The following is a 25939-nucleotide window of genomic DNA, read 5'->3' as shown; positions in this document are numbered from 1 at the left end:
CCTCATCTCTGATCCAATAAATCTGGCCGCTCAAATGAATTAACATGAGCGGCCAGATTGACTCTTTTTTTGAAAACAAACTTGAATTAAATGATTAGACTACTAACTGCAAATGCTGTCCCAATAAATACCATACAGAGCATTACGCCAACAGCCACATTGCCTTTTTGCAGATGTTCTGAAATTCTAAAGCCAGGAGTTACTAATTCAAAAATCCAGTAAGCTGCGATCAGGCACAGATAACCTACCGCAAACCAAAGCATCATAAACCATATCGAAGTATTTGTAAAAGCTGCTACTCCTAGAATGATAGCGGTCGATACGAACTTTCCTCCCAGAGCTAGAGCTACTGCTACGTTTCCTTTTCTGAGCTCCTCCATATCCTTGAACGGAGTCATCCACATAAATATGGCCATACCTAACCATTGAAGAAATATGATTACTATTAAACTTACTACTAAATTAATAACGATCGTCATTTAGCCCACCCCCGAAATTTCGCATAGGCCGAATCATAATCGGCGAAATCATGTACTTCTTCTAATACCACTGATGTGGTTTTTTGTTTCTCAAGTGAGGTATAGCGCTTATCATCGATCGGCTGTTTGATCCGATTACCTGAAGGTAATTCAATTACGGCAAAATTTCTTGTTTTATCCTTATACTTCGTCTTATATACCCCTACAACATCAACATCGGTGGTTATGGATACTTTAAGATTCTTCAGGTCCTCTGCAGCTGTCTTCTGGTCTCCATATGATTTGATTGGGGTCCATGAAGACAATCGGATATCGTTACGTTGATTAGCATCTGTTGTAAGTTCAGCATCCATAAACTGCAATATCCATACTTTGTCACCTGTTGCATAGTTCCCGTCATTCGGTAAAAGCTCATTATCAGGCAAGACTGTCATATCGCTACCTATTAAGTCCCCTACTGAACTCTCCACAACCCTATAATCCCAAGGAACTCGCGATACGTTATCTGTCGTTTCTGCCGTAGTATCCGTGTGAAATACACTATTCTGATTATTAGAGCATGCACTTAACAAAAAGACCGTTAAAATCAGCAAACACACCGTAACTCCAATTCTTGGTGTTCGAACAAACTTATAAACGCCTTTTTTGCTATCTCTCTTCATATTCACTTATCTCACTCCTAACGCTATAAAATGACTGGCATTGCCTGTGATCAGTCCACCTGCTCGCCCGAGTAGCCCACAAGGTTTCCCGTTGATGACGAACATTCCGGTCAACAGATGAAGCTCACCTTCTGCTGTATGTATCCTAGCTAATTCAGCTCTCTTTTGATAAACAGAAGGAAATAACACGCTACTATCAAAACCATCCTCATCCTGAAGTTCTAGCGAACCACTGTCATCAAAAAGACGCACAGAGCCCCCTTCACGACCAAACACTGATTTGGATACAAAATTTCCTGAAAATACCGGTTTGTTATACGTAGGTAGAATGTATCGTTCGATAGCCCCGCGTTCTTCATCATTAAAGAGCAAGCCCAACTCATACATCCCCCATATCGCTGCCATGAGTCCCTTAGATTGCAGTAATATGCTGTGTGGTGAATTGAAGAGTTGTAGATTCCCGGTCTCTACCGCATAGGCCAGAGCATCTCCACCTTCGTCAACCGCCATCCATTCTTTAGGGTACAAGGCAAACATCCGTTTAATGATCCTACCCTCACCATCTTTTACGACACCGTTATCTATCGATAAATCTAAGCAGTCTACACATGTAATATCGAGCCCACTATGTCTTACAAGCGCTTCAATCGTACCAGAATCCTCTTGGTGACTTCCGTATGCAACACAAGCTACTGTATCTGGTCGCTCTTCTTTCCACGCTTCTGCAAGTAGCGCTTGCATCGATTGGTTCCCATGGGATATTCCTGCTTGCTCACAAATCCAAGGTGTAGCAATCGACGCTTCAACATAACCTGTAGGCGTATCTGCATTTAACTCCAATAGTTTAATATTCCCTTCATCATCCACTGCGTAATCGAACCGGGCATAACGACTGATAAGTCCCTGTTCGGGTAATGGACATGTGTCAAGCATCTCCCACAGGATGGGTGGAATACCGATCAGTTCATACAAATCATGTTTGTGGTGAACATAGCGAACGGTCTTGTCGAATATACCCCAGAGCTTACATGAGGCTTCTTCAAGCTCAAGATAAGTGTCCTTGTGCATGACGGCAATTGCATCCAACCAGTACTCCTCATCCTCAAGGTTTGCCCATGTAAATCCTAGCTTGTGCAATTGATCTACACGTGGTGCCCTTTCAAGAGCGGATTGATCCAGGAATTCAAATATAGGCTGACTATGAATCATCCTCCAAAACCACCACTCTTGCTCGAGCTTGATTTCGAGGAAGAACTAGAAACTGAGCTTGATTTTGAACTAGAAGAAGAACTAGAAGAAGAACTAGAAGAACTCAACCCACTAGACTTGCCCCCGATACTTCCTGCTTTTGTCGAAGTAGATCTTCTTGTAATGGAGCCACTGGAGGATGTTGATGTTTTGGGTTTGACCACAGAACCAGCAACATTCTTATTCTGAAACTTATCACTACTATAAGTATTAGGTTTATATGTGGTCTTTGTACCTGCGTAATAGGTAGGGCGATTGTTGTTCCATCCTCTAGAAGAATAATTAGATCCACTGTTAAATAACATGTGGTACAATAACAAATCATCCCAACCGAAACCAGAATTATAACCATTATAGTTGTTCACTACAGTCGTACCATTAGATGTCGCTACATCTTGAGCCTGTTGCACAGGCTCTTGTTTGTCTTCCTCTGGATATGGAATGTTCCAGTCAACATTTTTGTCGAAATAAGCTTTGACTTCTTCAGTAGACCAAGACAAGAGCTGAGGATCTTCCCCAGAGGCACTAGTACTCCCACTTGCGCTCACAGCACCCGGAACAAACAGAGCATTAGCCAGTAGAGCAATACCTAACGAAGTAGACAATATGCGTATTGGCTTTCCTTCAGAGGTGAATAATTTCGATACCGGTAGTTCTTTAGCATTTTCATTTTTAGTCACCATATAGTCCTCCTTCCCTGATCAATATCATTCATTACGCATCGGGACAAGTAGAAGCTCAAGCTTCCCTTCATCCACATTCAATCTTCCTTCGACTGCTTCATACTCCTTACTACCTACCACAAGATAATTGACATGCTCTAATGCAGTAATCATATTCATACTCCACGTACGTTCCTCAATGACACGTAGCACACCTTCTGGCATTTTTTCAAACAAAATGACACTCATCCCATTATCCATCTATCATCCCATCCTTCCTCATAACCCTTACATTTCTGATACGGTATTCGTAGCTATATGTTTCATTTCCCAATGATTTAACCCATTCCATATAACAAATAATCACATTTTCTCAATGGTGTTTTTGAAACGATGATTTTACAATATACTTCTATATTAGTGCTCTTAGTTTGTTAAGGATAGAGGTCTATTTTGTTTTAATTTGCAAATAAAGTTCAGTTAAAGTAGAAATTTGTCGAAATATGTTTTTCAATGAACAAAAATGAATTGAAGTTGTTATTAGCTATTCCACCAGGGTATATCTAGAATTGGTTGAGCTAATCTTCCCTTTCAAGCCTGGTGTCATATAGATGTGATTATCTTCCATAATAAACATGGCTTCTACATCCTTCTTCTCACTTACATACGCCATTCCTTCTTCTAAATCCATAACAACCAAAGCTGTCGAGAGCACATCCGCATCCGTCGCCGTCCCACCAACAATGGTTACACTCTTGATGCCATTCTGCGTAGGAAATCCTGTCTTCGGATCTAGAATATGATGATATCTTACACCGTTCTCCATGAAGAATCGCTCGTATACCCCCGATGAATCAATCGTTTCATTGTCGATTTGAATGAGCGCCAATTGTTCCCCACGCTCACGATCAGGGTCCTGAAGACCAATACGCCATGATTCACCGCTAGGTTTACTACCGATTGCAATGATACTGCTGCCCCCAAGATCAATAATCGCACTTTCAATCTGTTCTTGATGTAAATAATCAGCAACAAGGTCTGCCGCATATCCCTTACCAATCCCACCAAGATCAAGGGCCATCCCTTCTTTTGCAAGTTTAATCGTGGAACGTTCTTCATCCATTTCAATATCATTATAATTAACGAGAGATTTCGCCCGAAGGATGTCATCTGCATCCGGTACATGCTCACCACCATTTCCAATCTTCCAGAGATTAATAAGTGGACCAATGCTCGGATCAAATGTTCCTTTCGTATCTCGTGCGTAATCAATAGATACCTTTACAAGGTTGAATGTCTCTGAAGATACTTTAATCGCTTCTTTTCCTGCTGCTTGATTAACGTCGTAGATCTCACTATTGTTATTTGACATATTGATCTGTTGATCAATGACATCAAGCATCTGCTCAATCTTAGTCAGATGTTTGTCAGCTGCATCATCTCCATACAATTTCAGATTGATCACCGTATCGAATTTGAAGAGCGTCTTTGCTACTAGTTGTTTGGATGGATCATCCTTCGTTGAACTTGAACTATGATTCCAATAGAATAGCCCTATCCCTGCAACTACGATTAGAAGAACCACGAATCCCCAAATCTTAATCTTTCTACTCATCATCATGTTGTCCCACCTATCCACAAAAAATCTTCATATTAAAATATTAAAATCAAATAGATTATCCATGACTGGACCTCTCTCTGTAAGTGATATTCATCATACTACAATGTAAACTCACACAACATAAAAAAATGGCAGACCCGAACAAAATCATCCTGTTCGGAACTACCATTCTTAGTTATATGCATTACGTTACGATCCAAGCACCTCAGAGACTCGGTCTGGCGTGAAGAAGAGTGGTAGATATTCTTTATTAGCTTCCAACATTTCATCCAGCATATGAATAGCTACTTCCACAGATGGCACGAGCGGATGATGTGCTAGCGCTTGAATCGCAAGACCGCGATCTCCGGTTACAGCTGCATCTATGGCTAATTGCTCATAGATTTTGACAGCATGGATTAACCCTTTAGCTGAACGCGGGATCTTCGTGAGTGGTAAAGGGAGTGGACCGTTTTTGGTAACAATACAGTTCACTTCAATGCTAGCGTCATCCGGTAAAAAGTCCAATATCCCATTATTCGCAACATTGAGTGTTTGAATATCATTGGTGCCATTGTATAAAGACCTCATCAGATTGACCGCAGCTTCAGAATAAAAGGCTCCTCCACGTTGTTCCAGTTGTTTGGGCTTATCTTTCAGTTCTGGGTCACTGTATAACTCAAATAGTTCTTCTTCTACGCGTTTCACGACTTCCGCACGATTGCCGCCTTCTTTGTAGGATTCAAGTTGATCTTTCAACATATCATCCGTCATGTAAAAGTATTTCAAATAGTATGATGGCAAAGCTCGTAGAGACTGGAGAAATTCCGGATTCCATTCACAGGCAGGTACGTTCTTAGCACTGTATCCTGCTGTATCTGCTAACATCTCGTCTAATTTATCCTCGCCTTCAACATCAATACGAGTAATCCAGTGAAGATGGTTTAACCCTACGAATTCAGCGTATATACGATCAGGCGCAACTCCGTACTTTGCTGAAGTCTGCTTAATAAGTCCAATCGGCGCATTACACAGCCCAATACTTTTTACATTAGAATACTTAATGATCGCCTCAGTGACCATACCAGCTGGATTCGTAAAATTAAGTAGCCATGCGTCGGGAGCAAGTTCTTCTATATCTCGGCAGATATCTAGTAGAACTGGGATTGTCCGCAGTGCCTTCATCATCCCGCCAGGACCCGTCGTTTCTTGACCAATGACCCCGTATTTCAGTGGAATGGATTCGTCTCGACCACGTGCATCCAACATCCCTACACGCATCTGGGTACTGACAAAATCGGCACCCGCAATGGCCTGACGTCGGTCTGTTGTTAGATGAATCTGAATTGGAAGTCCTGACTTCTCAACCATACGTTTAGCTAGATTACCGACGATCGTAAGCTTACGTAATCCAGCTTCGATATCAACGAGCCATAATTCACGAACAGGAAGTTCTGCATAATGTAGGATGAAGCCCTCTACCAACTCTGGCGTATAAGAAGACCCTCCGCCGATCACAGCTATTTTAAGCGTTCTATTTGTAGACATATTTATAATTCACATCCTATCGTATCGTTTGTTTGATCCGTTCGAAATCATAGAACGATCCCATTCTCTCATATACATCTTTACTGATCGTCCGTCCGTCTTCTTCCATAGCAGACCACACAGCACCAACAACGGGTTCGGCTCTCAGTGTTACGATAGACGCATGAGGTGCAACCTGATGTAGTGCCTTCTCGATAGGACCACGAATCCATCCTCGATCCCCCCTTGTTAGCAGACTGCCTACAAGTACAACATCAAATAGATCGGTTTCCATGCCTAATCTCTGCACAATCGCTGTAGCCGATTTACCAAGTTCAACACCCTGATGATGTAAAATTTCTAGTGCTACGGCATCCTGCCCAGCTGCTGCTTCGAATAACAATTTCGCCGCATCTACGGGTACACTTCTTGCGTTATCTTGATAATCATTAAACATGGTCGTAACCGTGTCATACCCAAGAAACTGAAGTAACAAATCGGTTAATCGAGTTGGCTGTTCTCGACCGTCCCATGCACGGATGACAGAGCGGAACACCTCAATGTTCAGCGCACCTCCGCCACCAAAGTCACCATACATATAATCAAAACCACCACATTGGTAATGTACACCTTGTGGATTTCTACCAGCGGAATTCGTTCCTGTTCCGCAGATGATAGCAATGCCGTATGGTTGATTGGTTCCTGCACGAAGGCCAATCATGGTGTCGCAGTTAAGGGTATAGTTCGTAAATCCAATATGTCGGATCAACGGATGTAAAATCATGTAATCCGCTTCGCGATCTGCACCTGCAAGACCTAGATAGGTATGTTGGATGTCCTCAAGCCGAATACCCGCCTCCGAAATTGCACTTAGCGTAGCCTCTCGTATACTATTTGCTGCTATAGTAGCGTTAATCTGGTGGTTGCCGTTGCCGCTCTTGCCTTTCCCCAATACATTTCCGAACTCGTCAGTAAGCAAGGCATACGTCTTCGTTCCTCCCCCATCGATTCCCAAGTAGTAAGCCAATAGTCGTCACTCCTATAATAAATTAAATATCAGCAAGAATACGTTTTCCTGATGATTCCCTAACAATCAGTTCCGGTTCAATTCTATGGCTTGATGCACGTTTCATCGAACCGTCTATACGCTTTAACAACATATCTGCCGCAAGGAGTCCAATCTTGTCAGCCGGTTGGCGAACAGTGGTTAGATGCGGACGAAGTTGAGAAGCGATGTATTGATCATCATACCCGACGATGGCTACCGTCTCTGGAATACGAATTCCAGCTTCCATCAAAGCATTAATCACGCCAAGAGCAATGTTGTCATCACCTGCAAATACCGCAGACGGCAATGTGCCTTCACGGAGCCATTTGCTACAAGCCTCATAACCAAATTCAATTTCAAATTCTCCATGTAACGTCTCAAATGACGTGAGCCCTCTCTCCTGCAAGGCTTGAAGAAATCCATTACGACGTTCACATGTACTACGAAACATCTCATTACCGCACAGATGAGCAATGGACGTATGACCTAAATCAAGCAGATGGCGGGTCGCTTCATACCCTCCCTTGAAATTATCAATCGTTACCGAGAAGGCATCATTCTCCGGCTTCTGATTATCGATCAAGACGTATGGGATATTGCGTCGCTTTAATTCTAAAATATAGTTGTCTTCCTCTATAGGTGAGAGCAAGATCATCCCATCCACACGGTCTTCCTGAATCAGATAGTGATTTCCATCGGAACCGATATCAGTAGATACAGAGACAGCAAGAAAATAACCGTGTAATGCAAGTACATCGTTGAGCTCCTTCACGACTGCATCAAAGAATGAATCCTGTAATGTTGTCACGATGATTCCGATGATACCTGTTTTGCCACGTGCAAGGCTGCGAGCAGCCGCATTAGGATGATAATCCAGCTCCTTAATAGCATCAAGCACACGCTGGCGGTTTTTTTCACGTACCGATTCTGCACCATTTAATACGCGAGAGACCGTTACGACAGACAATCCTGATTTTTTTGCTACATCATAAATGCTTACCTTCATTATATTAATTCTCCTTGCGGCGTAATTTTCCGTTCATACACACTACTTTTAGTATACATGGACAGAAGCCTTACCGCTAAGCATATGCTTTCAATGCTGATACACCATCCCTCCCGGGACGGTGCAGGAACATCTAGCGTTTGATAATTTCTTCAACTTTCTTTTGAATGATTGGCATAACTTCTTCAACGGTCTGGTGTCCGCTCTCGATCGGTTGCATTTCGTTAATGAACATATCATTAATCTGCGAGTAGTTCGTAATCAGATGGTTATACGATTCAAATCCGTATTTCACACCACCTTCATACACCCTTTTCACATCTTCAGGATCGATCCCTTCAAAGTGTTGATAGTAGGTTTCGGCTGCATCTGTATTGACAGGAGGATTACCTCCACTTAGTTCAATAGACTTCGTCTGAACATCCGTTGTAACCAAGTACTTAATCCACTCGAAGGCTTCTTTTGGATGCTTAGAGCCTTTAAGAATTAGCAATGGATCCACAAACAATGTACTGCGGACTTTTTCATTACCACCCCAAGGAACAGCGGCTATACCGATTTTGAATGGAAAATCATTAGCTCCTGCAAGACTCCAAGAGCCGTTAACAGACATCCCAATCTTGCCCGCGACAAAAGGATCCCCATTCTGTCCTGCTACACTCTTACTCCATTCCGTCGTTGGTGCAACCTTCTCTTTAAGGACAAGTCCAAACAATTGGTTGTAGGCCGCCATCACTTCTGGAGAGTCAAAATGTGTTGCAGAAGGGATACCACCGTTCGTCCAAGTGTCTTCGGAATAGGGCTCTGCTCCGAAATAGAGTGGGCGCATATCGCGTTCTGCCCATGTGAAGTCAACCCCATACTGCGTTTTGCCAATGTCGTCGGATACAACCGTCATTTTTCTAGCATCTTCCACCATTTTATCGAATGTCCAACTCTTATCTTCATAGTCACTAGGAGGATATGGTAGATTCGCGGCATCAAACATATCTTTGTTAAACAGCATGAGCGTTACATACATATTGACTGGTACACCATAAGTGCGATCTTTGACCTTATAAATGTTCATTAGATTGTCCGGTATATTGTAATCAGCAGCTTTAAAACCGTCTTCTTTAATGATATCTGTCAGATCAAGCAGCATATCTTTATTGTAGTACTCTGCGAAACCTCCATACCCATAATGGCTTGTTACATCTGGTGATTTCCCCCCAGCAATTAGTGTCTGAAGCTTGCTATCGAACTGTTCATAAGGAGCCTTCTCAACCTTAACTTTAATGTTCGGGTGATCCTTTTCGAAGTCAGGAATAAGCTTCTCAATAAAGGTACGGTCTTCGGAATCGATGGTGTAATGGGTAATCGTCACTTTTTCACCTTTACTAGAATCGCTGTTACCCCCGCTATTCGTAGGAGCTACTTCACCTGCAGATTTGCCTCCACTACATCCTGAGAGTGCCATAACAATACCCATTGTCGTAGCAAGTAGAAGTACAAACGTTCTTCTTTTCCTGTTCTTGTTCATGAGTCATTCCTCCATTGATTCAAGTGATTTCGTTCCGCAATACTACGGTGTGTCGGTTACTTGATGCCAGTAAGTACAATGCCCTCAACGAATCGTTTCTGGGCTATGGCAAATAAGGTGACGATAGGTACCATGGCCAACACAGAGGCGACCATCAACAAATGCCATGGAGGAATACGGAATCGTGATGATGTAAGTGAAGACATACCCACGGGAAGTGTGAATTTCTCAGATGAACTTAAGTAAAGTACAGGGGTAAGCAGGTCATTCCAACTATAGATAAAAGCAAAGATCGCGACAGTAGCAAGTGCGGGTCCAGAGAGTGGCAGGGCGATCTTCAGCCACATTCGGAACTCACTACAGCCATCAATACGTCCTGCATCGAACAACTCATCAGGTAGCGTCGTGAAAAATTGACGTAATAGAAAGATGTTATATGCTGAACCGAAGAAGGCAGGAACGATCAGCGGTAGAAATGTATCAATCCAGTTCATTTTGGAGAAGAGAATGAACTGTGGAATCATGATGGCTGGATATGGAAGCATCATCGTACTAAGCAGAAGCATGAACCAAACGTTTCTACCCTTCCCCTTATATCTAGCAAATCCATAAGCCACTAACGATGAGGACAACAATGTTCCTATAACCGTCATTCCTCCAATAAATAAGCTGTTCCCGTATAAGGTCCCGAACTGTAATGTGTCGAAAATCTCTTTATAGTTGCTCCACTGCCAACTTTCCGGAAGAAATGTGGGTGGGAACTTGAGCATCTCCCGCTTTGACTTCAACGAGGTAGATACCATAAAGAATAAGGGCAACAGCATAATAAATGTGATAATGATTAGTGTAATAAAGCTGCCGATACTCACCACATCAAATTTGCGCTTGTGTTTAACTTTGGAGGACGGAGAATTGGGCTCAGTAGCTGGTAGTGTGCTCATTTATTTCCGCCTCCTTCATAGTGAACATAACGGTTCGATAACTTCATAATTAAAGCTGTGAACAGCATGACCACGATGAGTAACACCCATGCAAGCGCGGATGAGTAACCTGCTCGGTATTCTTTGAAAGCGCTGGTGTACAAGTTATAGACATAGAACCACGTCGAATAGTTCGGTCCCCCTTGTGTCATAACAAAAGCTTGTGTGAACACTTGGAAAGAATCAATCACACCCATGATGAGTTGGAATAGTAGTATTGGTGAGATCATCGGCAATGTCACGTTCAAGAAAATTTTGAATCGTCCTGCCCCATCCAACTTGGCTGCTTCAATCAGACTGGAAGGCACACCTTGAAGACCTGCTAGAAACAGAATCATACCAGTCCCTGCCGTCCATAAGGACATAATGATCAAGGCATACAATGCAGTATCAGGGTTCATGAGCCATGCTGGCCCTTTGATACCAACCCATGAGAGCATGTAATTAAACAGACCAATTTGAGGATTGAAGATCCAGTACCAGAGGAGAGACATCGCTACACCTGACACCATGCTCGGAAAATACATGGCTGTCCGGAAAAATCCTCGAAAGCGAATTTTCTGATTCAGTAGCAAAGCAAATCCTAATCCAAGCAGAAGCTGTATAGGAACGCTAATAATCGTATACCTAAGCGTCACCGTAACAGATTTCCAGAACAGCTCGTTGTTGAACATCTCTGTGTAATTAGCAAGTCCGATGAACTTGGGTGGGTGAATGATGTCATACTCCGTGAAGCTATAATAGAGTGATGACAGAATGGGGTATAGTGCAAATACAAGGAAGCCGATGAGCCAAGGAGAAATGAACACGTACATGTAAAAAGTTTGCCGACGGCTTTCACGATGGGTCACGGAAACACCAACCTTTCCCAGCTCATAAAGTTAAAGCGCTTTAACTTTATGGAATAATAAATCCATCATAATGAGCTATACCTTACACTTCATGTCTGAAAGTTAAAGTGCTTTAACTTTCACTTCATCCTGTTGACAATATCATAGTGGATGTATTTCAAATAATCAATACCTTTTTTGGCTCAACAACATAACTAGTCTTTGACAGTTTCTCATAGGATGCCCGCTACAATGACAGATTGTCCTTACGATCGCTGTTGCCCTCCGATTTCTTGATTGTGTTCCGCTTCTAGCTGTTGAAATCAGAGGGCAGCATATGCTTTCGAAGTAGCTTTTCATATGAAAAGCTTGTAGGCGAACGCTACCGCTTCTTCAGGACAATTCCGTCACCTTCGCTACTTCATTCATATTCCATCCTTATTCCATATCTTTGTACATCCATAAAAATCATTAACATATACCAACTAGAATAGCATTGGATCAACCCTTAGGTTCTCCAATGCCATTCTAAGTTATAGCGTATTCTGATATTACACTAGACAGGTTTATTAATGACTCGAAAGGTTCCCGTTCCGAATGCACATAAATCGCCGTTCTCTTTTCGTGCAAAGGCTTGTGCTGTCATCATTTTACGAGAGCCATGAATGAGTTCTGCGGTTACAATAACCCTACCTTTCTCAATCGGTGCAACGTAGTTCATCGTTAGATTACTTGTAACTATATTGTCATGTGGTCTAGCAATCATCGCGATCAACCCCATTGCAGAATCAATTAAGGTTGCATAGACACCTCCATGGAGAATACCGAGTAAATTCAAATGATGCGGCTTAATTTCAATGGAGATGATCACCTTGGACTCGCTTAGTTCTTCAATCTCGCACCCAACGAATCCCCAGAACGTAGACTCCGCTATCTTTCCCCAATGTTCGAAATCGGGATGTACGTTGTCTGAATTCGCTTTCATAACTAATCCTCCTCACTTCTCCTCTGCCCGTAATCTAGCTCGTGCACAGATAACTTACTTAGGCATCTTGTCAGTATCTTCTTCAATCAGTTTTCTACGAAGTACTTTACCGACCAATGTCTTTGGAAAAGTATCGCGAAACTCATAAATTCTAGGCACTTTATACACGGCAAGTTTCTCTTTACACCAACGTTTCAGCTCCTCTTCGCTGACTGTAGCTCCTTCTTTCAGTATAATGTACGCTTTCACCGTTTCACCACGATAAGGATCGATTACACCTGCAACAACGGCTTCTTCTACATCAGGATGCTCGAACAACACCTCTTCGACTTCTCGCGGATAAATATTGTAACCTCCTGCGATTATAAGGTCTTTACGACGATCCAAGATATAGAAGAACCCATCGGCATCCATCCTTCCCAAATCTCCCGTATATAACCATCCATCCCGAAGGGCTTTATCCGTTTCATCCGGTTGTTGCCAATATCCCTTCATCACCTGTGGACCACGGATGATCAGCTCACCAATTTCACCTTGTGGCATATCTACTCCGGAATCCGGATGAACGATACGAGCCTCCGTATCTGGGAATGGAATGCCTATAGAACCGACTTTGCGCTTCTCCCATAGATTGTTTGCATGCGTTACCGGTGAAGTCTCTGTCAAACCGTACCCCTCGATCAACGTACCACCGGTTAGACTCTCAAAGCGTTCCTGCACCTCAACCGGTAAAGAGGCTGCACCGCTAATACATATTTTGACGGAAGACAGATCGAATTTGTGAACATCAGGGTGATTGATCACTGCAATATACATAGTAGGTGCTCCGGGGAATACCGTTGGCTTCAACCGACCCATTGTTTTCAAGATTTGAGTAATGTCGAACCGCGGAATTAATATTAACGTACCAGCCATAAGAATAGATTGATTAAGTAACACTGTCATCCCGAAGACATGGAAAAAGGGGAGTGCTGCTAAATAACGTTCTTCCCCAATTTCAGCACGGTAAAACCAGAGCTTACTCTGAATGGTATTGGCCACTAGATTCATATGTGTCAGCATGACACCTTTCGCGAACCCTGTAGTCCCTCCTGTATATTGAATAAGTGCTAAATCCTTCTCAGCCTCGACGGGTATTTGATAAGGCGCTGCTGTTGACTGCTTTAAGAACGGAAGGAAGGGTAATACGCTATGATTATAAGTGACTGGTGTTTTCGTTTTATTCTTCAAAGGGTATAATAAATTTTTGGGAAACGGTAAGTAATCCTTAATCGACGTTACTAGCGTATAATTTAAAGGTTCTTTCTCCGTTGCTTTCTTTACCCGATCGAATAGAATATCCAGCGTTACAATCATTTGGACATTGGCATCCTTCAATTGATACTCCAATTCACGTGGCATGTAAAGAGGGTTCGTCATGACAACGATTCCGCCCATCAATAGCGTTCCATAATACGCGATCACAGCTTGTGGACAATTCGGTAACATGACGGCTACTCGGTCCCCCTTACGAATACCCAGCTTGAGCAGGGCATTCGTAAAACGGTAGACTGATTCCATTAGTGTTTGGTAGGAGATTCTATTCCCTAGAAAATCCAATGCTATCTTATCTGGATATTTCTCTGCGGACTCAACTAAAAACTGCGCCAAATTCTGTTTCGGATAATCATATGTTATGGGTACTTCAACCGGATAATGTTCTAACCAAGGCTTATCTACCATGCGAGCCACCCCATTCTCAAATATCCGTTACAGAGGATGTTCAAAAAGTCCACCTTTTTGAACATGTACTTACAAAACGTACTTCTCCGCTTCGATCACCTTCGCTGCAATTTTCCGCTTCAATCCGAATGTATTTACCTGTGTTTTTCTTGTCAATTTCTTCAGGACAGAGAGCTGGGTACGAAGTGTATCACCTGATTCCATAGCAGCAAGGGTTTCTTTCGCCCAACATTCGATCCGATCGAACTCCTCATGGATAAAGGCCACTGTCATATCAATCGCATTCGCCGCTTTCGCTTCGCCAACTTGATCGATCAGCTTCAGGGTACGGAATAAAGCACTCTCCATAGCGAACACTGTAATCATCATATCTGCTAAATGACTTAGTACTTCTTGTTCTTGATCTAACTTCATTTGATACTTTTGAACAGCTTGCGCACCAACCATTAGGAATATCTTCTTCGACATCGATAATAAATGATTCTCTTGCTCTAACGTTCCCTCGAATAGTTGACCTGGAACTAGCCCTAATAACTCTGATTGTAGCGCTAATGCCTTCTGCATTAAAGGTAATTCGCCTTTCATCGCGCGCTTGATCAACGTGCCCGGAATGAGGAGGCGATTAATTTCATTCGTTCCTTCAAAAATACGGTTAATGCGCGAATCGCGATAATTGCGTTCAATACGATATTCTTGAATAAATCCATATCCCCCATGGATCTGAACACCTTCATCCACGACGAAATCAAGTGTTTCTGAACCGAATACTTTGTTAATGGAGCATTCTAGCTGATACTCTGCAATGGCTTTTGCAGACTGATACCCCACATTCGGACTGTCATAATCAACTTCAGCTAAACCAATGTCGAACAGACCTGCTGTCCGGTATACCATACTTTCTAACACATAAGTTCGCATATTCATGTCAGCCAGTTTTTTGCCGATGAGAGAAAAAGATGATATTGGGCGATCAAATTGCGTACGTTCATTGGCATATTTAGCAGCGTATTCAATCGAATCTTTCGAAGCACCGACACAACCAGCGGCTAACTTGAAGCGTCCGATATTTAATATATTAAAGGCGATCAAATGACCTTTACCAACTTCCCATAATAAGTTCTCTATCGGAACTTTGACATCCTCGAGAATCAGTGGACATGTTGAGGAGCCTTTGATTCCCATCTTCTTCTCTTCAGAACCTATGCTAACCCCTTCCATCGTACGCTCCACAATAAAAGTACTGAAGTCTGTACCATTTACTTTTGCGTACACGATAAAAATATCCGCAAATCCTGCATTCGTAATGAATTGCTTACTTCCATTTAGAATGTAATGCTGACCATCCTCGGTCAATGTAGCTGTTGTTTTGGCTCCTAGTGCATCCGATCCCGAAGAAGGTTCTGTCAGACAATAGGCCGCAATTTGCTCACCTGTTGCTAGTGCCGGCAAGTACTTCTGCTTCTGCTCCTCCGTACCGAAATAGACAATCGGAAGTGTACCAATCCCTACATGTGCACCGAAGGATAAAGCAAACGATGACGCTTTTGTCAACTTCTCATTAATTAATGTTGCACTTACTTTATCCAGTCCTAGCCCCCCATAGTTCTCTGGGACTTCAGCTCCGAGAAGACCTACTTCACCGGCCTTCTGTAACAATTCCACGCTCAAAGCGTAGTTCAGTTTCTCGACCTCTTCGTCCCTAGGAGTAATCTCTGTAGCCACGAATTGCTCTGTTGTCTCCGCAATCATCCGATGTTCTTCCGTAAAGTCCTCTGGGGTCATGATTTGTCTGTAATCGATATCCTCAATCATGAAACTTCCGCCTAACACTTTGCTCATCGTCTTACTCATCAATTTTCTCTCCTTTGTTCTCACGAATAATTTTTATTGCGGATGAACTTCAAATACGCCTGCAGCTCCCATTCCCCCGCCGATACACATGGAGACTACCCCATAACCTCCCCCTCGACGACGCAGTTCGTTAATAAGCGTAGTAGTCACCTTTGTACCCGTACAACCCAACGGATGTCCAAGCGCAATCGCACCGCCATTAACGTTGACTTTGTCCTCATCAATGCCTAGTTCACGAATGACATGGATACATTGAGAGGCAAAAGCCTCGTTAATCTCAAATAGGCTAACGTCTTCTAACGTAATTCCAGCCATTTGTAATGCTTTGGGTATAGCCTTGACGGGTCCCACTCCCATGATGTCTGGCTCCACACCGGCTAATGCAAAAGATCGAAAAGTTGCTAATGGGATCAGACCAAGTTCGTCAGCTTTTTCTTTACTCATGATCACGACCGCTGCTGCACCATCACTCGTCTGAGATGTATTTCCTGCTGTAACCGTGCCACCTAACTTGAAGGCAGGTGCAAGCTTACTCAATGCTTCAACCGTAGTATTGGGACGAACGCCTTCATCCGTATCGAATACAAAAGATTTAATTGTGACTTGACCACCCTCATCCACACGTTTCAATTCCGCTTGAATGGGAACGATCTCATCTTTGAATTTCCCTTCAGCGATCGCTCGTGCTGCCTTCTCGTGAGATCTTGCAGCGAAGCGGTCCTGATCTTCACGTGAAACATGGAATCTCTCTGCGACATTCTCAGCCGTATGCCCCATTCCGATATAGACTTCTGGCATTTCCTCAACAATTCTCGGATTGGGTGACACCTTGAAGCCCGTCATTGGCACATGGCTCATACTTTCTACTCCACCAGCAATCAGAATGTCAGCATTCCCCAACATAATGCGTTCGGCCGCGAATGCTATAGACTGTAGGCCTGATGAGCAGAAACGATTAATCGTCATGGCTGGAACCGTAACTGGAAACCCTGCATACAGCGACATAATGCGGGCAAAATTTAAGCCCTGTGCGCCTTCCGGCATAGCACAACCGATAATGATATCCTCTACATCCTCTTTTTTAAGACCAGGTGCCCGATCAATTACAGCTTCTAGAACCGCCTTCCCTAACTCATCCGCACGTGTCTGCACTAGACTTCCCTTTTTGGATTTGCCGATCGCGGTACGTGCCATCGATACGATTACAGCTTCTTTCATAGCAATTCTCACGCTCCCTGGATTGTTAATTTCGTAGCGCTTTCCCTTTGGTCAACATATGATGCATGCGTTGTTGGGTCTTCATCTCCCCACATAAGCTTAGGAAGGCCTCCCGCTCCAAATCGAGCATATACTGTTCGCTTACAAGGCTTCCTGCTGGTAAATCCCCCCCGGCAAGTACATGAGCCAACTTCTTTGCAATCAGCAGATCATGATCGCTAATATAGCCACTTTCTCTCATCCCAATCGCACCAAGTTGCAGAACAGCCTTTCCTTCTGATCCAACAACACGAATTTTCTCTTCTGGAATCGGTTCATAACCATCTCTACTCATCCGAAGAACAGCCTGTTTGGCTTCATATATTAAATGATCCTGATTCGCAATAATCCGATCCGTCGAACGTAGATATCCTAATCTTTTGGCATCATGGCCACTCGTGGAGACTTTAGCCATTCCTACGGTTTCAAAAACTTGATTGAGATAGGGTTGGAGTTCAGCTTCGGGATGTCCCACACGCTGGCTTACCCTCATTGCAAGTTCCTTGCATCCGCCACCGGCAGGAATTAACCCGACACCCACTTCAACTAACCCATAATAGGTTTCTGCCCCAGCAATAACCTGATCCGCAGGCATACATGCCTCTACTCCTCCACCTAATGTCATTCGATGTGGAGCGGCAACAACAGGTTTTTCAAATCTTTTCACTTTGTACATCGTGTTCTGGAATAAGCGGATAATGCCATCTATTTCATCCCACTCTTCGTCTTGCGCTTCCATCAACAACAACATAATATTGGCACCCACACAGAAATTCCTACCCTGATTCGCGATAACCATTCCTTCAAAGTTATTCCGCACTTCTTCCAAACTCTGCTGGATCATCGTTAGAATATCTGCGCCAATAGCATTGTTAGGGGAATGAAATTCGAGACAGGCTACACCATCTCCAAGATCGATTAGACTCGCACCATCATTTCCTTTTACAATCTTATTCTGCTCCTTCAAGCTACTTAGCGTAATGATTGCTGGAGGTTGTTCAATCTGCTTGTAGCCCTGTTCAGACATCACATATATAGTACCTTTTTCTTTCTGATAAAAGGATTGATTCCCCTGCGCAATCCACTCCTTCACCCATGAAGGAACGCTCAGTCCTTCCTTCTCCATACGCTCAACAGATCTAACCAACCCAATCGCGTCCCATGTCTCAAATGGGCCTAACTCCCAATTGAAACCCCACTTCATCGCTTCATCGATATCATGAATGGAATCCGCAATTTCACCGACTTTTTCAGCGGAGTAAATGAGCACCTGTTTAAGAATATTCCACCCGAATTCAGAGTAACGATCCCCTGTAGCGATTAACGCTTTTGTTTTGTTCCTAGCTCCTTTGGCCAGTTTGGCCGCTTCAAGCGAACCGGAGGTTACCTTCTTCTGTGGTGTGTATGCCATCGAAGTTAAATCGAGTGACAATATTTCACTACCGTTAGCACCCTTTTTCTTCAAATAAAATCCTTGACCCGACTTCTCACCAAGCCATCCTCTTGCAACCATTTGAGTCAGCGCTTCTGGAGCATCAAAAGTCGCTTTCTCCGTTTCATCTGTTATATTAACGTACACGTTGTCTGCTACATGGATAAACGTATCAAGACCTACCAGGTCGAGCGTCCGAAAGGTGGCACTTTTGGGTCTACCCATCGCGGGTCCAGTGACCGCATCCACTTCCTCTACCGTAAAGCCGTTGTTGAGCATCTCTTGTAATGTAATAAGAAGTCCATAAGTTCCAATTCGGTTAGCAATGAAATTCGGAGTGTCCTTTGCCAGAACAACACCTTTACCTAGAACATTCTCACCGAATGATTTCATGTGTTGAACAATCCCTGGATCCGTGTTGACACCTGGAATGATTTCTAACAACTTCATATATCGGGGTGGATTAAAAAAGTGCGTACCTAGAAAGCATTTCTGAAAAGGTTCGCTACAATCAGCGACCATCTCTTGAATGGATATCCCTGATGTATTAGAACTAACAATCGTTCCAGGCTTCCAATAGTGTTCAATTTGGCTTAATAGATTCTTTTTCACTTGAAGATTCTCAACGATCACCTCAATCACCCAATCTACTTCTGAAATGTATGAGAGGTGATCCTCCAGGTTTCCCGGAGTTATTCGTTCTGCGAATGCTACATCGTAAAGAGGTGACGGCATATTCTTTTTCAATTTCGCAAGGGCTCCAACAGCCCACCGGTTTCTCACTACAGGATCCTCAAGTGTATATCCTTTGGCTGCCTCATCTTCAGTCACTTCTTTCGGTACCATATCCAACAATAAGCATGGAATTCCAACGTTAGCTAGATGTGCCGCAATCCCTGAACCCATAATTCCTGATCCGATTACAGCGGCCTTGCGAATAGATTTGTTCATTTACGATTTCCCTCCAGTTCAGATCAGTTCTAATTAACGAATAGGGTGATCCCCGAATACGGATTGCTCCAAGATTTCTGCAATATCCCTCGCTTTGACTTGCTCTTCAACTTCCTTCATCTTAGTACCGTCCTCCATCATCGTCAGACAGTAGGGACAAGCACTACTAATCACTGTTGGATTCACTTCCAGCGCCTGTTCAGTCCTTGCTAGATTTACTCGCTTACCCGATGTTTCTTCCATCCACATCATGCCACCACCGGCACCACAACACATACCGTTCTCGCGGGATCGCTTCATCTCTGCCATTTCCACGCCTGGGATTGCTCTCAAGACATTTCGTGGTTCATCATAGACATTGTTGTACCGTCCCAAGTAGCAGGAGTCATGATACGTAATTCGCTCTTTCACTTCATGACGGGGGTTCAGCTTCCCTTCTTGAATGAGTTGGTCAAGTAACTGTGTATGATGAGTGATCTCCACCCCCGCAAGACCAAATTCAGGGTATTCATTCTTCAATGTATTGAACGTGTGTGGGCACGCGGTAACAATCTTTCGAACACCATATTTCTGAAAGGTACTAATATTATCCATACATAATTGTTGGAACAACATTTCATTGCCCATTCGGCGAGGGGTATCCCCCGAATTCTTCTCCTCATTCCCAAGAATCGCGAAGGAAATGCCTGATTCATTCAACAAGCGAGCGAACGCTCTAGAAATGGACCGACTACGAAGATCATAGGAACCCATCGAACCGACAAAAAACAAATATTCAAAGTCCGGATTCTCTTTCACCGTAGGCACTTGAATTCCCTCAATGTCTCCCGTCCATGTAGCACGGTCATTACGATTCAATCCCCACGGATTCCCTTGTCTCTCGATGTTTTGCATGGCACGTTGTCCCTCCTGCGGAACACTGCCCTGCATCAAGACCAGATGTCTGCGCAGATCTATAATTTTATCGACGTGTTCATTACTTACCGGGCATTGATCTTCACAGTTACGACAAGTCGTACACGACCAGATTTCCTCTTCCGTTATGACGTCCCCGATAAGCTCTAGCTCTTCTATTTGTTTGTCCTGTGTGATCCATGTGGATTTATGCCAGTCAAGTGTCGGAACAATATTCGTAATGCCACCATCTTTCACTTGCCAATCAACTAGAGGTTTCTCCTCATTAGCTAGTGCATGAGCTCCACTCGTCGCGAACAAATACGCAGGCACCCAAGGAGACTTCCCTGTTACCACCGTCCCCTTCTCCACCATATGGTCCCTTAGCTTCGTGATTAGGTGCATAGGAGATAGCACTTTCCCGGTGTTACTTGCAGGACATACATCCGTGCATCGTCCGCATTCCACACAGGCATAGAAATCAAGCATTTGCTTCTGCGAGAAATCCTCGATCTTACCAACACCGAAAGTCTCCGCTTCTTCATCTTCTAAATCTAGCTTTGTAAGCCGACCTACGGGTTCCTTACGACGAAACCAAATGTTCAGGGGAGCAGTTATAATGTGAAAATGTTTCGATTGTGGCACATAGACCAGAAATGATAATAGAATCAACAAATGCATCCACCAGAATCCAATAAACCAACCGTAAGCTGTAGAACTAGAGATTCCGGTAAAAGCTAACGCAATGATGGAGGACATCGGAGCGTATCCGCTAAAGTCTAGATCTAGCCACAACCGCTCGAAACTTAAACTTAGCAGAACAGACAACATCAAGAAGAAGATAAAAAAAGCAACAATGCTAGGCTTCCAACCCTTTTTTAGCCGTGCCAGCTTTTCCCCATACCGACGATACGTGCCGTAACCCATAGCGAGCAATATTAGCACTACTGTTACTTCCTGCATAAGTCCGAACACTTCGTAGCCAGGAATGGGCAGATGCTTACCTGCTGTTAACCCTTTGACAATTAGATCCAGAGCCCCGAACTGTAAAATAATAAATCCATAAAAAATAATGATGTGCATTAATCCACTTTTGGGATCCTTCAATAACTTCTTCTGACCGAAGACCTGTGATAGGAACTCCGCCCATCTTCCCTCACCTCGTTGCTGAAAGTCTGCCGGTGCTCCGAGCTTCAAATACAGATAACGATGATAGACTGTTTTGTAGAACAAATAGAACCCATAGCCCATTACTGCCAGAAACAAAATGAAATTTGTAATCTGCCACCCCATCTCTCCCCATCCTTTCTTTGATTGTCAAAAAGTCATCCATCAAATGTTTAAGAAAGCGGTTACAAAACGCTTGTGTAGTCCAATCATATGGATTGAATGAATGAAAGTTCAATCTATATCGATAGAATGAATTAAAGCTTATACACTCCTTTCATTCAATCTATATCGATAGAATGAATTAAAGTGACACTTTCCTTTCATTCAATCTATATAGATTTTGCATTGACTTCATGCCCCATTTCCCATATGATAATAAAAAATGAATGAGTATTCATTCATTTGATTTAAATACTAACACCGAGGTGTCTCCATGACAAGTAGAAAACAGGAAAAATTTGAATTAATTTTAGAAGCTGCCCTAAAGGTCATTGCAGAGAATGGGTTTCATGGATCACAAATATCCAAAATTGCTAAGGAGGCGGGCATAGCAGACGGTACCGTTTATCTTTATTTTAAAAACAAAGAAGATATTCTCATCTCCCTCTTTCAACAACGATTAGGTGACTTGGTCAGCATGTTCAATAGCAGTCTTCGCGAAACCAATTCTGCCGAAGAGGCCATTCGTACAATTTGTGGGATCCATTTCACGGAGCTAGAACAAAACGTTAATCTTGCCTATGTAACTCAGATTGAGCTCCGCCAAAGTTCGCTTGAACTCCGCAAAGCAATAGGTCTTGCTGTGAAGCCTTATATTCAATTGATCGAGGAAATTCTAGAACAGGGTATAAAGGATAATTCTTTTCGTCCTGACCTCGATGTTAAGTTAACCCGTTTGCTATTATTTGGAGGCATGGATGAAGTTGTCACGTCTTGGCTCATATCAGGTAGAAAATATTCGTTAACCGCCCAAGTAGATAAGACTGTTGAATTTTTCTTGAAAGGCTTGAAATAATCGTTCGAGAGGAGCTAGTCATATGAATATCTATGTCATTCTCAAACAAACGTTTGATACGGAGGAGAAGATTGTTATTCAAGATGGGGATATTTCCGATGACGGAGTTAAATACGTCGTTAATCCGTATGACGAATACGCCGTTGAAGAAGCTTTACGCCAAAAGGAACAACATGGAGGTAACATTACCGTTGTCTCCATCGGGCCTAGCCGTGCAGCAGAAGCGTTAAGGAGCGCTCTCGCCATGGGTGCTGATGAAGCGGTTCATATTTCTGACGAACGGATCATGGGTGACGAGTTCACACTCTCTAATGTATTAGCTTCCTATTTCAACAAGCAATCATGCGATCTTATTCTCGGTGGTAATTTCTCCATTGATAGTGGTGGGGGTCAAGTGGCCATTCGGCTCTCACAACTGCTAAATATTCCGCATGTTGCTTCGATCGTCAAGATGGATGTTACAGAAGACCAAGCGGTTGTCCTTCGCGATTCCGAAGGGGATACCGAAACATTACATGTTACTCTCCCTGCCCTGTTCACTGCACAGCAAGGTCTAAATGAGCCACGTTACCCCTCATTACCTGGAATTATGAAAGCGAAGAAAAAACCCTTTCATCTATTCAACCTAGATGATTTAGGTCTTACGGAAGCTGAAATCTGTGCCAAGACCGAACGTCTCTCCCTCTTCCTACCTCCTAAGCGCAAATCCGGACAAATTCTACAAGGCGATCTTAACGAACAGGCTATCCAGCTCGTTCATCTTCTTCATTCTGAAGTGAAGGCGATATAATCCTATTATTAAAGGGGATGTCCATATGAGTAAATCATACGTTGTTATCGCAGAAGTTCGCGATGGTAAGTTACGTCAAGTCACTTTGGAAGCGCTTCAAGCTGTTCATTTAGCTAAAGAAGATGGAGATCAAGTTTCAGTCATTATATTAGGACATCAATTATCCGCTATAGCCGCGCAGGTATCCCAGTACGTTAACGGTCAGGTTCAGGTCATCGACCATGTGGACTTAGAGGTATATAATTCCGAAATATACTTCTCTGCTATTAAAGAAGTATTGGATGTCTTGAATCCACATGCGGTGTTCTTAGGACATACTGCTTCTGGACGCGACCTAGCTCCCATGATTGCATCGTATTTACAAGCGGGTCAAATCTCGGATGTGATTGCCATTGAAAAGGCAGCAGAGGTCCTTTATACTCGACCCCTTTACGCGGGTAAAGCTTTTGAACAAAAAAAATTCACAGAGGGTCCACAGGTCGTAACCATACGTCCAAACAATATAGCGGTCGTTGATAAGACTGACTCACAAGCAGAGATAATTACGATCGACTATGCTCCTCCTTCATCATTACGTGCCGTTGTGAAAGACGTCGTTCGTAAAACCTCAGGGAAGGTAGATTTGACTGAAGCCAAAATTGTGGTGTCCGGTGGAAGAGGTGTGAAGAGCATCGATGGATTTAAACCTCTTCAAGAGTTAGCTGACGTATTACATGGCGCCGTTGGTTCATCTCGAGGAGCATGTGATGCCGGATATTGCGATTATGCCATGCAGATCGGTCAGACAGGTAAGGTGGTTACACCTGAAGTATATATTGCCTGCGGGATCAGTGGTGCTATTCAACATCTGGCGGGTATGAGTCAATCTCGCATCATTATTGCGATTAATAAAGACCCTGATGCACCCATATTCAAACTAGCTGATTATGGGATCGTCGGTGATTTATTCGTTGTCGTTCCACTCTTAACGGAAGAATTCAAGAGAGCGTTAGCTTGATATAAGAATGGCCCGTAGCTACTCACCTATAGCTACGGGTCATTTTTGATATGGCTGTTGGAACGTTTTAGTTGATTGTAATTTCAAAGCTACCAAGCTACTATTAATAGATACACAGATGATAGATGATATAGCCATTTGTACCTAACACGAATAATAACACGAATAATAAGGAGTTCTTACATATGGATTTTGTTGCAATTGACTTTGAAACCGCGAATGCGAACCGATCAAGTGCCTGTTCTTTAGGTCTTGTGGAAGTTAGAGATGGAATAATTACCTCCGAACAAGTCTGGTTAATTGATCCCCAGCAGCAATTTGACTATAGAAATATACAAATTCATGGCATCACGCCAGCTATGGTCAGTGGACAGCCTACTTTCTCTGAGCTCTGGCCAACGCTTGAGCCCCTCTTGCAAGGAAGACAGATTGTTGCACATAATGCCTCTTTTGATATGAGCGTTTTAAGATACTGTTTGGAACAATCTTTCTTAGATTATCCTACTTTTCAATACTTCTGCACTTACTTACTAAGCAAAAAGATGTTACAAGACGTGTCTTCCTACAAATTAAATGTGATTGCTGAATATTATGACATTCCACTGAACCATCATGAAGCGTTAGATGATGCTCGTGCGTGTGCAAAGATTCTATTGAAACTACTAGAACAAGAACAGCACACGGATCCATTGCAACTCTCAATAGCTCAGGGTTGTAAGATCGGTTCCATGTATACAGGAGGTTATACGCCATTCTCGGCTCCTGCCAAGAAACGTCCGAAGACGCCTTCCTCTAGAAGTCTCTTAACAACCACTAGATCATTATAGAATGCAGGTATTCAACAACTAACCAATGGATTAATTCCGTTATAAAACAACAAAGAGATCAGGAACGTGATGTTTCCTGATCTTTTTGTTGTGAGATGCATCATCTATCCCAAAATATATTGTGATAAAACACTTTGTACCTCATAAATATTTACTGTTTTATTAAATGTCTTTACGATAGGCACGGTATTACTAGAAATATAAATCTTGAGTTCCGCATCCAGATCGAAATGCCCAGCTGTCTCAACAGAATAATGTGAAATGCTCTTGTAAGGTATAGAGTGATACTCCATTTTCTTCCCTGTTATTCCTTGCTTATCAATCATGATAAGTCGTTTGTCTGTAAATATAAACATATCTCGGACCAGTTTATACGCTCTCTCAATGCGTTCTTGTGGTGCTAAGATTTGTTCATATTCTTTCTGAACTGCTGGCAAATCCACTTGAGAAGCATTCCCCATTAGACTATCTAAGAAGCCCATCT

23 protein-coding genes are annotated in these 25939 nt (G+C 43.0%); 4 read left to right on the top strand and 19 right to left on the bottom strand.

Features of this window, described 5'->3' with window-relative positions; all coding sequences use genetic code 11:
• Positions 1 to 86: 86 nt before the first annotated feature.
• The 18 genes from AC1D7X_RS20125 to AC1D7X_RS20040 form a co-directional block, all read right to left on the bottom strand.
• Positions 87 to 479, bottom strand: a complete 393-nt coding sequence (locus tag AC1D7X_RS20125) for a DUF350 domain-containing protein (RefSeq protein ID WP_495457773.1) — start codon at positions 477 to 479, stop codon at positions 87 to 89.
• The gene (locus tag AC1D7X_RS20120) at positions 476 to 1141 is read right to left on the bottom strand and encodes a signal peptide protein (RefSeq protein WP_495457783.1); all 666 of its coding nucleotides are present in this window, start codon (positions 1139 to 1141) and stop codon (positions 476 to 478) included. The genes AC1D7X_RS20125 and AC1D7X_RS20120 overlap by 4 nt, the downstream gene beginning before the upstream one ends.
• 6 nt (positions 1142 to 1147) lie before the next feature.
• Positions 1148 to 2350, bottom strand: coding sequence for a glutathionylspermidine synthase family protein (locus tag AC1D7X_RS20115; protein WP_495457772.1), 1203 nt, complete (start codon positions 2348 to 2350; stop codon positions 1148 to 1150).
• Complete coding sequence (locus AC1D7X_RS20110; protein ID WP_495457771.1) at positions 2347 to 3069, bottom strand: hypothetical protein; 723 nt, start codon at positions 3067 to 3069, stop codon at positions 2347 to 2349. The genes AC1D7X_RS20115 and AC1D7X_RS20110 overlap by 4 nt, the downstream gene beginning before the upstream one ends.
• A 27-nt stretch (positions 3070 to 3096) precedes the next feature.
• Positions 3097 to 3312: a hypothetical protein gene (locus AC1D7X_RS20105; protein WP_495457770.1), complete on the bottom strand. Its 216-nt coding sequence runs from the start codon at positions 3310 to 3312 to the stop codon at positions 3097 to 3099.
• 283 nt (positions 3313 to 3595) lie between these two features.
• Positions 3596 to 4672, bottom strand: a complete 1077-nt coding sequence (locus tag AC1D7X_RS20100; RefSeq protein ID WP_495457769.1) for an FAD:protein FMN transferase — start codon at positions 4670 to 4672, stop codon at positions 3596 to 3598.
• Positions 4673 to 4861: 189 nt separating this feature from the next.
• Complete coding sequence (locus AC1D7X_RS20095; RefSeq protein WP_495457768.1) at positions 4862 to 6199, bottom strand: 6-phospho-beta-glucosidase; 1338 nt, start codon at positions 6197 to 6199, stop codon at positions 4862 to 4864.
• 16 nt (positions 6200 to 6215) lie between these two features.
• Positions 6216 to 7205, bottom strand: coding sequence for an N-acetylglucosamine kinase (locus AC1D7X_RS20090; RefSeq protein ID WP_495457767.1), 990 nt, complete (start codon positions 7203 to 7205; stop codon positions 6216 to 6218).
• 22 nt (positions 7206 to 7227) lie between these two features.
• Complete coding sequence (locus tag AC1D7X_RS20085; RefSeq protein ID WP_495457766.1) at positions 7228 to 8232, bottom strand: LacI family DNA-binding transcriptional regulator; 1005 nt, start codon at positions 8230 to 8232, stop codon at positions 7228 to 7230.
• 133 nt (positions 8233 to 8365) lie between these two features.
• Positions 8366 to 9754 (bottom strand): ABC transporter substrate-binding protein, encoded by a 1389-nt coding sequence (locus AC1D7X_RS20080; RefSeq protein WP_495475998.1) that lies wholly within the window; start codon positions 9752 to 9754, stop codon positions 8366 to 8368.
• A 56-nt stretch (positions 9755 to 9810) separates the two neighbouring features.
• Positions 9811 to 10695, bottom strand: coding sequence for a carbohydrate ABC transporter permease (locus AC1D7X_RS20075; protein ID WP_495457764.1), 885 nt, complete (start codon positions 10693 to 10695; stop codon positions 9811 to 9813).
• Complete coding sequence (locus tag AC1D7X_RS20070; RefSeq protein WP_495457763.1) at positions 10692 to 11549, bottom strand: carbohydrate ABC transporter permease; 858 nt, start codon at positions 11547 to 11549, stop codon at positions 10692 to 10694. The genes AC1D7X_RS20075 and AC1D7X_RS20070 overlap by 4 nt, the downstream gene beginning before the upstream one ends.
• A gap of 571 nt (positions 11550 to 12120) precedes the next feature.
• Entirely contained in the window at positions 12121 to 12549 is a 429-nt protein-coding gene (locus tag AC1D7X_RS20065) for a PaaI family thioesterase (protein ID WP_495475997.1), read from the bottom strand.
• 54 nt (positions 12550 to 12603) lie between these two features.
• The gene (locus AC1D7X_RS20060) at positions 12604 to 14271 is read right to left on the bottom strand and encodes an AMP-binding protein (RefSeq protein ID WP_495475996.1); all 1668 of its coding nucleotides are present in this window, start codon (positions 14269 to 14271) and stop codon (positions 12604 to 12606) included.
• A 69-nt stretch (positions 14272 to 14340) separates the two neighbouring features.
• Positions 14341 to 16122 (bottom strand): acyl-CoA dehydrogenase FadE, encoded by a 1782-nt coding sequence (locus AC1D7X_RS20055; RefSeq protein WP_495457760.1) that lies wholly within the window; start codon positions 16120 to 16122, stop codon positions 14341 to 14343.
• A gap of 33 nt (positions 16123 to 16155) precedes the next feature.
• Positions 16156 to 17340, bottom strand: coding sequence for an acetyl-CoA C-acyltransferase (locus tag AC1D7X_RS20050; RefSeq protein WP_495457759.1), 1185 nt, complete (start codon positions 17338 to 17340; stop codon positions 16156 to 16158).
• Positions 17341 to 17365: 25 nt separating this feature from the next.
• The gene (locus tag AC1D7X_RS20045; RefSeq protein WP_495457758.1) at positions 17366 to 19762 is read right to left on the bottom strand and encodes a 3-hydroxyacyl-CoA dehydrogenase/enoyl-CoA hydratase family protein; all 2397 of its coding nucleotides are present in this window, start codon (positions 19760 to 19762) and stop codon (positions 17366 to 17368) included.
• A 33-nt stretch (positions 19763 to 19795) separates the two neighbouring features.
• Positions 19796 to 21949 (bottom strand): (Fe-S)-binding protein, encoded by a 2154-nt coding sequence (locus AC1D7X_RS20040; protein WP_495475995.1) that lies wholly within the window; start codon positions 21947 to 21949, stop codon positions 19796 to 19798.
• Positions 21950 to 22259: 310 nt separating this feature from the next.
• Between AC1D7X_RS20040 and fadR the strand changes: the two genes are divergently transcribed.
• The 4 genes from fadR (at position 22260) to AC1D7X_RS20020 (ending at position 25455) form a co-directional block, all read left to right on the top strand.
• Positions 22260 to 22841, top strand: a complete 582-nt coding sequence (fadR, locus tag AC1D7X_RS20035) for a fatty acid metabolism transcriptional regulator FadR (RefSeq protein WP_495457756.1) — start codon at positions 22260 to 22262, stop codon at positions 22839 to 22841.
• A 22-nt stretch (positions 22842 to 22863) separates the two neighbouring features.
• The gene (locus AC1D7X_RS20030; RefSeq protein WP_495457755.1) at positions 22864 to 23631 is read left to right on the top strand and encodes an electron transfer flavoprotein subunit beta/FixA family protein; all 768 of its coding nucleotides are present in this window, start codon (positions 22864 to 22866) and stop codon (positions 23629 to 23631) included.
• A gap of 25 nt (positions 23632 to 23656) precedes the next feature.
• The gene (locus AC1D7X_RS20025) at positions 23657 to 24628 is read left to right on the top strand and encodes an electron transfer flavoprotein subunit alpha/FixB family protein (RefSeq protein ID WP_495457754.1); all 972 of its coding nucleotides are present in this window, start codon (positions 23657 to 23659) and stop codon (positions 24626 to 24628) included.
• A 185-nt stretch (positions 24629 to 24813) separates the two neighbouring features.
• Positions 24814 to 25455, top strand: coding sequence for a 3'-5' exonuclease (locus AC1D7X_RS20020; protein WP_495457753.1), 642 nt, complete (start codon positions 24814 to 24816; stop codon positions 25453 to 25455).
• Positions 25456 to 25559: 104 nt separating this feature from the next.
• On the opposite strand, the gene AC1D7X_RS20015 is transcribed toward AC1D7X_RS20020, so the two are convergent.
• Positions 25560 to 25937, bottom strand: a complete 378-nt coding sequence (locus AC1D7X_RS20015; protein ID WP_495457752.1) for a PH domain-containing protein — start codon at positions 25935 to 25937, stop codon at positions 25560 to 25562.
• Between the last annotated feature and the right edge of the window lie 2 nt (positions 25938 to 25939).

This window comes from Paenibacillus sp. Y568 (assembly GCF_059445545.1).
Note: the sequence above shows the minus strand (reverse complement) of the source record. Positions and strands in the feature narration are given on the sequence as shown.